Source organism: Anaerocolumna sp. MB42-C2, assembly GCF_030913705.1.
In the GTDB taxonomy this organism is placed as follows: Bacteria; Bacillota; Clostridia; order Lachnospirales; family Lachnospiraceae; genus Anaerocolumna.
In genome coordinates, this window is sequence record NZ_CP133190.1 from 4287765 (window position 1) to 4300799 (window position 13035).

Here is a 13035-nt window from a genome sequence, read left to right on the forward strand (position 1 = left end):
ATTTTAGATAGGTTTCATTATGCAAGTGAGCTGTAGAAACAAATACAGGAAGAGGAGATTACTATGAAAGCATGGGAAAATAATATCAGGAAAGTTGTTCCGTATACACCGGGTGAACAACCTGATTCACCAAATATGATTAAACTCAATACCAATGAGAATCCATATCCTCCGGCACCGGGTGTACAAAAAGCGATTAGGGAATTTAAAATGGAACGTTTAAAATTATACCCTGACCCCAAAGCTAAATTATTGATAAAGGCACTTGCAGATTATTATAAACTGGAAGAGAGCCAGGTTTTTGTGGGTGTGGGTTCGGATGATGTATTAGCTATGGCATTTATGACATTTTTTAATTCGGATAAACCTATTTTGTTTCCGGATATAACCTACTCGTTTTATGATGTCTGGGCAGATTTGTTCCGTATTCCTTACGAACAGCCGGCTCTTGATGCTAATTTTAGAATTAGAAAAGAAGATTATTACAGAGAGAACGGCGGAATTGTTATAGCTAATCCCAATGCGCCCACCTCTATTTATGAGGGTGAGGATTTTATCCGGGATATATTAGAACATAATCAGGATTCTATTGTTATCGTAGATGAAGCATATATTGACTTTGGAGGTAGAAGTTCCCTGGAACTCATTAAAGAATTTGATAACCTTTTAGTTGTTCAGACTTTCTCCAAATCCCGTTCCATGGCAGGTATGAGAATCGGTTATGCAATGGGTAATCCGATACTGATCAAAGCGATAAACGATGTGAAATATTCCTATAATTCGTATACCATGAATCAGACTTCATTATATTATGGTGTGGAAGCAGTCAGAGACGAGGCTTATTTTAAGGAAACCCTTGAAAAAATCATGAAAACCAGAGAATGGGTGAAAGAAGAGATGAAGAGATTAGAATTTACTTTTCCCGATTCTAAAACCAATTTTATTTTCGCTTCTCATAAATACTTTCCGGCAGTAGAACTATTTAATGCACTTAGGAAGGAGAATGTTTTTGTCAGGTACTTTAATAAACCAGGGATTAATAATTATCTCCGTATCACCATAGGTACCGATGAAGAAATGAAACAATTATTAAAAGCTCTTGAGCAAATTATAAACCGAAAATAGATTATGGTATAATTACATTTGTTATTATTTATTAACAGGTAAAAGTTAACAGTTTTTTTATTGAAATATTAACAAATTGAATTAATAAAATAAAGGCAGCTATAATTTGTTTGTTCAAAAGGGTGTACAGTTCAGTGTTATCATAAAAGATGACAAAGGAACAAGTCCCTTTGGAAAAGCATTATATTTATATGACTCAAAGAAATATCAAAATACGTACGAGAAAGATAATATGGAAGAGTCGATCAAAGCCGCAAAAGCTGCACTGGAGGGTGAAAATAATATTGGGGATTACCTGTATTTCAGCGGTGATAGCAGCAGCCTGGAAGAGAAATATTCCGTTCATGTTGTTCTGGGCGGACATATTTTTTATAATAATTAATTAAATTACTTTTGCCTTTCCTAAGATAATCAGGAAAGGCTTTTCTTCTGTGTGGGAGCGTTTGTTTGCCAGATTTTTGTCCTGAATATTTGTAGTAATTTTGCCCCATGGGGTATAAATAAAAGGATAGAAAGATATAATAGGCTGCATTATGTATTATATTTCATACTAATAATATTGTTTACCTGCTTTGACTAATAAATACAATTGTGGTATTATATAGCTTATGAAAATACACTGCTTTTAAGGAGGAATTGCCATGGATAAGGAAGGCATAGGGCTAGAACTTAATTCAAATACAAATAATGACACGGATGTGCAGTCGGATAAAGAATCCACTTCTAAAAATTTTATAGAGCAAATTATTGAAAAGGATATCAGAGAGGGGAATTGTACCACAGTAATGACAAGATTCCCACCGGAGCCTAACGGGTATCTTCATATTGGACATGCTAAGTCTATTTTACTTAATAACGGATTGGCAAAAAAATATGGCGGTAAATTTAATTTAAGATTTGATGATACCAATCCAACCAAAGAGAAAACGGAGTTCGTAGAATCTATTATTGCCGATGTTAAATGGATTGGCGGTGAATTTGAAGACCGATTATTTTTTGCTTCTGATTATTTTGAACAAATGTATGAGGGTGCAATCAAGTTGATAAAAAAGGGAAAGGCTTATGTGTGCGAGCTTACCCCGGAGGAAATCCGAGAGTATCGCGGTACCCTAACAGAACCTGGTAAAAACAGCCCTTACAGGGATAGAACCATTGAAGAAAATCTGGAATTATTTGTGGCAATGAAAAATGGGGAATATCCGGATGGATCAAAGGTATTACGTGCTAAGATAGATATGGCATCCCCTAACATTAATATGAGGGATCCCATTATTTACCGCATTGCCAGGATGACGCATCACAATACCGGTGATAAATGGTGTATTTATCCTATGTATGACTTTGCTCATCCCATAGAAGATGCCATAGAGGGAGTAACCCATTCTATTTGCACACTGGAATTTGAAGACCACAGACCTTTATATGACTGGGTAGTAAAAGAATTAGAATATGTGAATCCTCCGAAGCAGATCGAATTTGCCAAAATGTATTTAACCAATGTAATTACCGGTAAAAGATACATTAAGAAATTAGTAGAAGAGGGAATCGTAGACGGCTGGGATGATCCTAGATTAGTTTCCATCAGTGCTTTACGCAGAAGAGGGTTTACTCCGGAATCCATAAAGATGTTTATGGAATTATGCGGTGTATCCAAAAGTCAAAGTTCCGTTGACTACTCTATGCTTGAGTATTGTATCAGGGAAGATTTAAAATTGAAAAAATCCAGAGTAATGGCAGTATTGGATCCGGTTAAATTAGTAATAACCAATTATCCTAAAGACCAGACAGAATATGTAGATGTACCGAACAATCAGGAAAATGAAGCGATGGGACTTAGAAAAGTTCCGTTTAGCCGAGAATTGTATATCGACAGACAGGACTTTATGATTGAACCGCCAAAGAAATATTTTCGTTTATATCCTGGAAATGAAGTACGTTTAATGCATGCATATTTTGTAACCTGCACGGACTATATTACGGATGCAAGCGGTAAAGTGACTGAAATCCATTGTACCTATGATCCTGAAACAAAAAGCGGAAGTGGTTTTACAGGGCGTAAAGTAAAAGGTACGATCCATTGGGTATCTGCGCGGGCGGCAGTAAAAGCGGAAGTTCGCTTATATGAAAATATAGTGGATGAGGAAAAGGGTGTATACAAGGAAGACGGCAGTGTTAATTTGAATCCAAATTCCATTACTGTTTTAAAAGAGTGTTATATAGAACCAAGTGTTGAGAGTGCAAAAGCTTATGACAGTTATCAATTTTTAAGACATGGTTACTTCTGCGTTGATTCGAAAGATTCAAAACCGGAGCAATTGGTATTTAACAGGATTGTATCACTTAAGAGTTCCTACAAACCCGAATAGAGGAGGAAGAAGAATGGCTAATTTATTTTCAGGACTGGAAGCCTTTGGACTTGGCAAGATGTCTAATTTGGAAGTATACGCAGCAGAGGATAAAAGTAAAAAACCCGGTGACGGAACGGAAGCAGAAGAAAAGAAAATAGTAGAAGCAGACTTAATATTTGACAAAAGTTACACTTGTCCGGTTTGCGACAAAGAGTTTAAGGCGAAAACAGTAAAAACCGGTAAAGTTAAACTTATTTCGGCAGATACGGATTTAAGACCGAAGTATCAGCTTGTGGATTCCCTTAAATATGATGCGATAGTATGCCCGCATTGCGGATATTCGGCTTTAAACCGCTTTTATAATTATATGACATCGGTCCAGGCAAAACTGATAAAGGAACAGATTTCGGCTTCTTTTAAGGGAATAAAAACGGAGGGAGAAGCATTTACGTATGATGAAGCCATAGCAAGGCATAAGCTTGCGCTCGTTAATACCATCGTTAAAAAAAGTAAGTTAAGTGAACGCGCTTATACCTGTTTAAAAACAGCTTGGCTGCTGCGAGGGAAAGCAGAGAGTCTGATGACAGAAAGTAATGGTGCCGAGGTGAAAGCACAGATTGATGAACTGCAGAAGGAAGAACTGGAGTTTTTGTCCAATGCCTATGATGGCTTTCTGGAAGCTTTTTCAAAAGAAATGTTCCCTATGTGTGGAATGGATGAAAATACAATGACCTATTTAGTTGCAGATTTAGCCAGAAGAGTAGGAAAATATGGAGAATCCAGCAGATGGATATCAAAAGTACTTACTGCCAGAGATGCTAATGAAAGAATTAAAACAAAAGCCAGAGAATTAAAAGAACTGTTAAAACAAAATTAATTTAGTTGAATAGCTGGGAATTTATATAACCGGATAAAACATGGGATAGGGTGTTTATCCGGTTTGTTTATACCAGGGATTACGTAACGTGCCGGCTTTTTATGCAAAAGGAAATTGCGTCCTATTGCATAAAAAACCTTCCAGGCAGGATGCACATGATGCGCTTAAGGAAGATGTCACTGTCGTGACAGCACGTCAGGCTGGAGTCTGGCAAGCCAGGCACTTTCTTATAATTTAACCCTCTTGTTTGGACATCAGGCTTTCGTGTAGTATACTGTTTGTTTTTACCATAGACCTTTGGAGTGCATCTTTTGAATTTTTCCAGGGTTCATTTACATAACGATAGTCAAATTTATCTATAAACCATTCTAAGTCATCCCGAACTCGTTTCATATTATCTAAATAGATTGTATCTAAAGTTTTCCTGAATTCTTCAGTTTTATCGGCATTAAAATGATTGGAAGCTTCCTGGTGCAGAAGTCCGTAATGAGAGGTACAAAACCCTTTTGAATGTATAAATTTACTACGAAACTGGTCATCATTTTGATAAAGTGAGAATATGGTATCGATATAACGTAAAAATGTATTGTTGATTTTATCGCAGATATAGCAGGAATGATCTAAGTTATCAATATATGTTTTGACTCCGGATATTTCTGCTTTTCTTTTAAATAAGGAAGGAGAAGATAATTTACTGCTTCCTGGTGCCGATTTTTCTATATCTTTAATGGTTTTATCCATGTGAGTTTTAAGCATGAGCGCCAGACCCAGTCGGTTCTGATTTTTATATAATTTTTCAATATGAAAACCACAGAAACCGATTTTATCTGTTTCAGCTCTAACGTCATCTTCCATATAACTTGGACCCATTACAAAATCGATCGCATTATCTTCTAATGTTCTTTTCATTAGACAGATAGGGCATTCACTATCTGCTTGAAATGCGTCATTTACCGGTATGGTATATAACTTTTCTTTCATTTTTACTCCCATTGCAAGAAACTCTGATATTATTAGTTTCCCGCATGTTTTTTTCATTTATTATAGCATAGGGTTTACTTCTTAGCAATGGTATAGAGGAAGCTGGTTTATCCGGGTTTCATAGGAGACGTTGACTTGTGAAAAAAACATATTGAAATGGGTATGATTCTATAAATTATGGGTATGTTTTAATTAATTGCTATTTTCTGATTGTCAAATTATAAAAAAGTGAGAAATAATGAGATAAAGAGACTATAGATTAGAATTAGTAAAATTAAAGGCTGTTTCTCTTACTTTTTAAACAGAAGTAAATTTGCATAATAAAAGCAAATTTACTAATATATAGTTTATCAGTTAGCACTCAACTTAACCGAGTGCTAATAATAAGTAAGGGACTTACCCTTAGGGATGTCTTTAAACATAAGCCTTTTAATCTTAAATAATTTATTTATAAGGAGGAAAATGATATGAAGTTAGTACCATTAGGAGACAAAGTAGTTTTAAAGCAATTAGTAGCTGAAGAAACAACAAAATCTGGTATCGTTTTACCAGGTCAGGCGAAGGAAAAACCTCAACAGGCTGAAGTAATTGCAGTTGGCCCTGGCGGTGTGGTAGATGGTAAAGAAGTTTCTATGCATGTGAAAGCAGGGGATAAAGTTATTTATTCCAAGTATGCCGGAACTGAAGTAAAATTAGGCGATGATGAATTTATTGTTGTAAAACAAAACGATATTGTAGCTGTTGTGGAAGACTAAGGATTTAAAAATATCATTATAGGAGGCAATTATTATGGCAAAGGAAATTAAATATGGTGCAGAAGCCAGAGCAGCATTAGAATCTGGCGTTAATCAGTTGGCAAATACAGTAAAAGTTACATTAGGACCAAAAGGAAGAAATGTAGTATTAGATAAATCTTTTGGAGCTCCTTTAATTACCAATGACGGTGTTACTATTGCGAAGGAAATTGAATTAGAAGACGCATTTGAAAATATGGGAGCACAGTTAGTAAAAGAAGTTGCTACAAAAACCAATGACGTAGCAGGTGATGGAACAACTACAGCTACTGTCTTAGCTCAAGCTATGATCAATGAAGGTATCAAGAATTTAGCAGCAGGTGCTAATCCTATTATCTTAAGAAAAGGTATGCAAAAAGCTACTGATTGTGCAGTAGAAGCTATCAGTAAGATGAGTTCCACCTTAACCGGTAAGGCACAAATCGCCAGAGTAGCAGCAATTTCTGCAGGAGATGATTCCGTTGGTGAAATGGTTGCGGACGCTATGGAAAAGGTGTCCAATGACGGTGTTATTACGATTGAAGAATCCAAGACGATGAAAACAGAATTGGATTTAGTAGAAGGTATGCAGTTTGACAGAGGTTATGTATCTGCATACATGGCAACTGATATGGATAAAATGGAAGCTAACTTAGATAATCCTTACATCTTAATTACTGATAAAAAAATCTCTAATATTCAGGAAATCCTCCCTGTATTGGAGCAGATTGTTCAAACCGGCGCAAGGTTATTAATTATTGCTGAAGATGTAGAAGGTGAAGCTTTAACTACATTAATTATCAATAAATTAAAAGGAACATTTACAGTAGTAGCTGTTAAAGCTCCTGGTTATGGTGACAGAAGAAAAGCTATGCTTCAGGATATTGCTATCTTAACAGGCGGTACCGTAATTTCTGATGAATTAGGATTAGACTTAAAAGAAGTTACTATGGATCAGTTAGGACGTGCGAAATCTGTTAAAGTACAAAAAGAAAACACTATCATTGTTGACGGTGAGGGTGAGAAAAAAGAAATCAATGCAAGAATTGCACAGATCAGAGCCCAGATCGAAGAAACAACCTCTGAATTTGATAAAGAAAAATTACAGGAAAGACTTGCTAAACTTGCAGGCGGTGTAGCTGTTATCCGTGTTGGTGCTGCTACAGAAACAGAAATGAAAGAGAAGAAACTTCGTATGGAAGACGCTCTTGCAGCTACCAGAGCAGCTGTTGAAGAGGGTATCGTTGCAGGTGGTGGATCTGCTTACATTCATGCTTCCAAAGAAGTTGCTAAATTAGCAGCTGAATTAGAAGGGGATGAAAAAACCGGTGCTAACATTATATTAAAAGCACTGGAATCTCCTTTATACTGTATCGTAGCGAATGCTGGTTTAGAGGGTTCTGTAGTAACAAGTAAAGTAAAAGAACAAAAGGCTGGAATGGGATTTGATGCATTAAAAGAAGAATATGTTGATATGGTTTCTTCCGGTATCCTTGATCCTGCTAAAGTTACCAGAAGTGCACTTCAGAATGCAACCAGTGTTGCATCTACATTATTAACAACAGAATCTGTTGTGGCTAATATTAAATCCAATGAACCTGCTATGCCGGCAGGAGCAGGCGGAATGGGAATGATGTAATTTCGTTTTGTTAACACAGACATTACTAAGAATAATTTAAAATGAAATAAAGAATAGAGAAAAGTTCCAAGATATTAAAAATTAATACTTGGAACTTTTTCTAGTGTGCCAAGCATGGCACTAATCTAACTGGTGCAAGTCCAGTCGCGGGTATTTACCGCCAAGTGTAGCGAACCACAAGTTGGTATCAGTAATGGTATGGATGAAGGAAGTGGTGTAGCAAAGTTCTTGAGCCTACGTACAGAAACTTGATAAGGCGATTAGGTGGGTAAGGTTGCTAGACAAACCAAAGCCCAAATGGTAAACGTAAACCGAAGTTGTAAATCAAGAGGTTGTGGAACGAAAGATTAGTGTCTTACCTTGGGAGACCCTACCCACATATCATAGATGTGGTCGAAAAAGGTTTAGGGAGGGAGTCAGATGAAGTTATAGTAGGTGTAATAACCGAAGGACTGAAACGATTTATAGTACAAATCGTTATTAAGAGAATAATACGCAAGCCAGAAATCGGATGGATAAAGAAAGTAGGAACGTAACCAATGACAATTATCTATATCCAGAGGGGTGATGTGTATAAATTTAGTAATAAGCAGAGGAGTAACAACAGTGGAATTAATAGATATGATTACATCGAAAGAAAACCTAAACAGAGCCTATAAAAAGGTGGTGGCGAATAAAGGTGCAAGTGGAGTAGATGGAATGACTGTAGATGAACTTGGTGCATACATCAGAGAAAATAAAGACACAATCGTACAGTCAATTCGAAACAGAACCTATATGCCCAAGCCAGTGCGTAGAGCATACATTCCAAAGGATAATGGGAAGAAAAGACCACTGGGAATACCAACGGTTTTGGACAGAGTGATACAACAAGCCATTGCACAATCGATATCTGATATTTATGAAGAAATATTTAGTGAATTCAGTTATGGGTTCAGACCTGGAAGAAGTTGCCATAACGCTATAAAGCAAGCATTGGATTATCTTAATGAGGGATATGAATGGGTCATTGATGTTGATATAGAACAATTCTTTGATACGGTGAATCATGACAAATTAATTCAGATTCTTAGAGAACAAGTAAATGACAGTACAACATTAAATCTGATTCGCAAATATTTAAGAGCAGGAGTAATGGAAAAAGGACTGGAAAAAGCAACAATCACCGGTGTTCCACAAGGCGGACCGTTGTCGGTTGTGTTGTCGAACGTCTACCTTGATAAGCTAGATAAAGAGCTGGAACAAAGAGGTCTGCGTTTCACGAGATATGCCGACGATGCATTGATATTCACGAGAAGTGAATTGGCGGCAAACAGAGTGATGAAGTCCATAACAGAGTGGATTGAAAGAAAGCTGTTCCTAAAGGTGAATGCAACAAAGACTAAGGTAGTCAGACCGACAAGGAGTAAATATCTAGGATTTACATTTCTGAAACATGGTGGCGAATGGAAAGTGAAACCAACCACAGAGAAGAAAAAGAAACTGAAACAGAAAATGAGTGAATACCTCAAAAGAAACAAAGCGATTTCACGACCGCTTGCGGAAACAACAAAGAGAGTGAATGAAATAGTAAGAGGATGGATTAACTATTTCAGAATCGGAATGATGAAACAGTTCATGGAAGAGTTTGGAACATGGCTTAGGCATAAAATAAGAGTAATTGTTATAAAACAATGGAAAATGCCTAAGACGATATACAGAAATTTATGTTATCTAAATCGAAAAAATAAGAATGGATTCGACCATGAGGCAATCTATAAAGTTGCAAATTCAAGACTGGGTTGGTACAGAAGAAGTGGAATGAACGTAGTGAATTTTATTATCAGCCCAGATTTGCTTGAAAACAAAATAAAGGACAATGCAGGTTTGCTCAATCCTTTAAATTATTATCTAAGAAAAGTTGGAATATAAGTTGTAGAGCCGTATACGTGACCCGTATGTACGGTTCAACGGGAGGGAAATAATGTTAACCATTATTTCTCTACCCTATTTTTCATTCTATATAAGGTTGATAGGTTTTTTCCTTCGCTAAACTAAAGTTTAACTATTTTGGATGAGATGCATATATTATGATAAAGGTGTATTTGTGGTGAATTACGAAAACAGAAAGTTATTCAATATCATTTTTTGGACTTGATACTCAATATTATACAAATGCTATTATTGGAGATATCTGGAATATAGCAGCAATTAGAGTATATCAAGAAACAGGTATTAGTATTACCGGGGAGGTACATGAAAGATATTTTGTTAGTCCAGACATTGGAGAACTTAACGGCAGCATTATTTTTATGATTGAAAGCAAAGAAGTTCGCAATGAAGAAGCAACGGAACAAGATTACTGGAATGCATATAGGTCGGTTGTTGAAGAGGTTAGAAGCAGATTGGGAAATCCCAGCATGAGTCTGACAGTAGAGACAATTGATATTACCTATTTTGAAAAAATCTGACGTGTGGTAGTAAATACCACTTACTTAAAAAGTGTACAAGCAATATAGAGGTTAGCTAGCTAAACGAAATTTAGAAAAATATTAGAATTATTTTAAGTATTAGGCTTTATATTTAGTGGAATTTTTAGTATAATATTGCATAGAGGACAAGTTTTCATTAGAACGGATAAATTTATAATGTTTATATTATGGGAAATAACAGGAGGTAAGGTAATGAATGAATTATATGCTGAAGCAGGAGTAAAACGTAAGGAGACTGCTGGAAGTTATGCATTGCGATTCTTATTAATTATTGTTGCAGTTGTAGCTTTCTTCTTAACGTTTCAAAATTCCATACTGCTTTTTGTATCAGCTATATTAATTGTCGCAATTATTTATATATTCCCAAGACTTAGTGTGGAATACGAATATGTATTTTGTGACGGGCAATTAGATTTCGATAAGATTATGGGTAATGCAAAGCGTAAAACTGCTTTAAAGATTGACTTTGAACAGGTTGAAATTATGGCTCCGGAAGGCTCTCACGCTTTAGACGGATATACACATGTAAAAAGTGTAGTTAAGGATTTCAGCTCCAGAGGTAAAGATGCGAAACCTTACGTCATTGTTTTAAGAGAAGGAGATACTGCAACCAAGATATTATTTGAACCTAATGAAAAAATGATTAACTGCATTAAAATGAAAAACCCAAGAAAAGTCGCCCAATATTAAAAGGGCAATTTGTTGTATTAGCATAACCTATCTTAAAGTAACGAATAATAAGTTTTAATATACGGGAGAATGAAATAGTATTCTTTCAATAAACTGTGCAAAATAGGAACGATAAATCGTGTTTCGATTACACCGATCCGATTGCCGGTTTAATGGAGATATGTTTTCATTCTCTTTTTTATTACATAGGAAAGCTCTCCAAATTTCCCTATGTAATAAAAAGGCCATTCCGGGCGGGGATGCACACGAGATGCAAAAAAAAGATAGTATCCTTTGGTAGATGTCACTGACGTGACTGCATTCGGCGCACAAAGCGGTCAAGTCCCTCGTGATTGAGGGATTTTGGGAGTTGATGCGGACTTGTCTGCTTTGATCATTAAAATCTGTATAAATTTTTTATACTTTTAAAAACAGACAAAACAGAAAAAACAAATGTGCTTGTGATGCGGACTAGCGTATTAATTTGTTTCTAATGAAAAGACAAGATAATATATTTTAGTTATTGACAAGCTTTCCTTAATTGGTTATACTTTTAAAAATCAACAAAATTATTAATTTATAAACGAAAACTCGAAAACAAACAAAATTTAAAAGAAAGTGAGGATATTTAAGATGGGAACTATTATCGGTGAAGGAATTACCTTTGACGACGTCTTACTGATACCGGCTTATTCAGAAGTGATACCGAATGAAGTTGATGTATCTACCTATTTAACGAAAACGATCAAGTTGAATATTCCAATGATGAGTGCAGGTATGGATACCGTTACGGAACACAGAATGGCTATTGCGATGGCCAGACAGGGTGGAATTGGTGTTATCCATAAGAATATGTCCATAGCTATGCAGGCAGATGAGGTAGATAAAGTAAAACGTTCAGAGAATGGAGTTATCACAGATCCATTTTATTTATCACCAGAACATACATTAGATGATGCCAATGAATTAATGGCAAAATATAGAATTTCTGGAGTTCCTATTACCGAAGGCAAAAAACTGGTTGGTATTATTACAAATCGTGACTTAAAGTTTGAAACAGATTTCTCGAGGAAAATTAAAGACTGTATGACATCGGAAGGTTTAATAACTGCTGAAGAAGGTATAACCCTGGATGAGGCAAAAAAAATATTAGCTTCCGCTAGAAAAGAAAAGCTGCCTATTGTTGATAAAAAGGGTAACTTAAAAGGTCTTATAACCATAAAAGATATTGAAAAGCAGATTAAATATCCGTTTTCCGCAAAAGACTCACAGGGACGTTTAAGATGTGCCGCTGCTGTTGGTGTAACATCAAATATATTGGAACGTGTAGAAGCATTAGTAAATGCAAAAGTAGATGCAATCGTAGTAGACACTGCCCACGGACATTCTGCCAATGTATTAAAAGTAGTTCAGCTGGTTCATGAAACCTATCCCGAACTGCAGATAATTGCCGGTAATGTAGCAACCGGTGAAGCTACGGAAGCATTGATTAAAGCTGGTGTCAGTGCGGTCAAAGTAGGTATTGGTCCTGGCTCCATCTGTACTACAAGAGTAGTTGCCGGTATTGGTGTACCTCAGGTTACAGCAATTATGAATTCTTATGAAGCAGCTAAAAAATGCGGTATTCCGATTATCGCAGACGGTGGAATTAAATATTCCGGAGATATGACTAAGGCGATTGCAGCCGGAGCAAATGTATGTATGATGGGGAGTATATTTGCAGGTTGTGATGAGAGCCCCGGAGAATTTGAATTATTCCAGGGAAGAAAATATAAAGTATACCGTGGTATGGGATCTATCTCAGCTATGGAAAATGGAAGTAAAGATAGATATTTCCAGACAAATGCAAAGAAATTGGTTCCGGAAGGTGTAGAAGGACGTGTAGCATATAAAGGTACGGTAGAAGATACGGTATTCCAATTAATTGGCGGACTCAGATCCGGTATGGGTTATTGTGGAACACCTACCGTAGAAGCACTAAAAGAGAATGGTCAATTTGTTAAAATATCTGCGGCTTCCCTTAAAGAAAGTCATCCTCATGACATTCATATAACCAAAGAAGCTCCGAACTACAGTGTGGAAGAATAAAAAGAGTAAATATCGGAGCTTCTTTTAGAAGCGTCCGAACTACAGCGTAGAGGAATAGAAAAAA

At 36.2% G+C, this 13035-nt stretch carries 11 protein-coding genes; 10 read left to right on the top strand and 1 reads right to left on the bottom strand.

The features are described 5' to 3' along the window. Positions 1-63 precede the first annotated feature (63 nt). The 4 genes from hisC to RBU59_RS19205 all read left to right on the top strand — a co-directional run bounded on the left by hisC (position 64) and on the right by RBU59_RS19205 (position 4350). On the top strand, positions 64-1125 hold the full coding sequence (gene hisC, locus RBU59_RS19190) for a histidinol-phosphate transaminase (protein WP_308144089.1): 1062 nt from the start codon (positions 64-66) through the stop codon (positions 1123-1125). A gap of 106 nt (positions 1126-1231) precedes the next feature. Further along, a complete protein-coding gene (locus RBU59_RS19195; RefSeq protein ID WP_308144090.1) occupies positions 1232-1507 on the top strand; it encodes a hypothetical protein in 276 nt (91 codons plus the stop codon). Positions 1508-1766: 259 nt separating this feature from the next. Continuing rightward, a complete protein-coding gene (locus RBU59_RS19200; protein WP_308144091.1) occupies positions 1767-3491 on the top strand; it encodes a glutamine--tRNA ligase/YqeY domain fusion protein in 1725 nt (574 codons plus the stop codon). A gap of 13 nt (positions 3492-3504) precedes the next feature. Further along, positions 3505-4350: a DUF2225 domain-containing protein gene (locus RBU59_RS19205; protein ID WP_308144092.1), complete on the top strand. Its 846-nt coding sequence runs from the start codon at positions 3505-3507 to the stop codon at positions 4348-4350. A 234-nt stretch (positions 4351-4584) separates the two neighbouring features. On the opposite strand, the gene RBU59_RS19210 is transcribed toward RBU59_RS19205, so the two are convergent. Beyond that, positions 4585-5331 carry a DUF6062 family protein gene (locus tag RBU59_RS19210; protein ID WP_308144093.1) on the bottom strand — a complete coding sequence of 249 codons (747 nt, stop codon included), beginning with the start codon at positions 5329-5331 and terminating at the stop codon, positions 4585-4587. Positions 5332-5798: 467 nt separating this feature from the next. On the opposite strand from RBU59_RS19210, the gene RBU59_RS19215 reads away from it, so the two are divergent. The 6 genes from RBU59_RS19215 (at position 5799) to guaB (ending at position 12971) form a co-directional block, all read left to right on the top strand. After that, on the top strand, positions 5799-6086 hold the full coding sequence (locus RBU59_RS19215; RefSeq protein ID WP_308144094.1) for a co-chaperone GroES: 288 nt from the start codon (positions 5799-5801) through the stop codon (positions 6084-6086). Positions 6087-6120: 34 nt separating this feature from the next. After that, positions 6121-7743: a chaperonin GroEL gene (gene groL / locus RBU59_RS19220; RefSeq protein ID WP_308144095.1), complete on the top strand. Its 1623-nt coding sequence runs from the start codon at positions 6121-6123 to the stop codon at positions 7741-7743. Between the two features lie 606 nt (positions 7744-8349). After that, positions 8350-9654 (top strand): group II intron reverse transcriptase/maturase, encoded by a 1305-nt coding sequence (gene ltrA, locus RBU59_RS19225; RefSeq protein ID WP_308144086.1) that lies wholly within the window; start codon positions 8350-8352, stop codon positions 9652-9654. A gap of 380 nt (positions 9655-10034) precedes the next feature. Continuing rightward, the gene (locus RBU59_RS19230) at positions 10035-10193 is read left to right on the top strand and encodes a hypothetical protein (protein ID WP_308144096.1); all 159 of its coding nucleotides are present in this window, start codon (positions 10035-10037) and stop codon (positions 10191-10193) included. A 213-nt stretch (positions 10194-10406) separates the two neighbouring features. Beyond that, positions 10407-10904 carry a DUF6106 family protein gene (locus RBU59_RS19235; RefSeq protein ID WP_308144097.1) on the top strand — a complete coding sequence of 166 codons (498 nt, stop codon included), beginning with the start codon at positions 10407-10409 and terminating at the stop codon, positions 10902-10904. Positions 10905-11516: 612 nt separating this feature from the next. Further along, positions 11517-12971: an IMP dehydrogenase gene (guaB, locus tag RBU59_RS19240; protein ID WP_308144098.1), complete on the top strand. Its 1455-nt coding sequence runs from the start codon at positions 11517-11519 to the stop codon at positions 12969-12971. Positions 12972-13035: the final 64 nt, after the last annotated feature.

Excerpts from the sequence above, each read along its gene's own strand:
- RBU59_RS19235 (WP_308144097.1), top strand. The coding sequence starts at position 10,407 with ATGAATGAATTATATGCTGAAGCAGGAGTAAAACGTAAGGAGACTGCT.
- guaB (WP_308144098.1), top strand. The coding sequence starts at position 11,517 with ATGGGAACTATTATCGGTGAAGGAATTACCTTTGACGACGTCTTACTG.
- RBU59_RS19200 (WP_308144091.1), top strand. The coding sequence starts at position 1,767 with ATGGATAAGGAAGGCATAGGGCTAGAACTTAATTCAAATACAAATAAT.
- RBU59_RS19205 (WP_308144092.1), top strand. The coding sequence starts at position 3,505 with ATGGCTAATTTATTTTCAGGACTGGAAGCCTTTGGACTTGGCAAGATG.
- RBU59_RS19215 (WP_308144094.1), top strand. The coding sequence starts at position 5,799 with ATGAAGTTAGTACCATTAGGAGACAAAGTAGTTTTAAAGCAATTAGTA.
- RBU59_RS19230 (WP_308144096.1), top strand. The coding sequence starts at position 10,035 with ATGATTGAAAGCAAAGAAGTTCGCAATGAAGAAGCAACGGAACAAGAT.
- RBU59_RS19210 (WP_308144093.1), bottom strand. The coding sequence starts at position 5,331 with ATGAAAGAAAAGTTATATACCATACCGGTAAATGACGCATTTCAAGCA.
- hisC (WP_308144089.1), top strand. The coding sequence starts at position 64 with ATGAAAGCATGGGAAAATAATATCAGGAAAGTTGTTCCGTATACACCG.
- groL (WP_308144095.1), top strand. The coding sequence starts at position 6,121 with ATGGCAAAGGAAATTAAATATGGTGCAGAAGCCAGAGCAGCATTAGAA.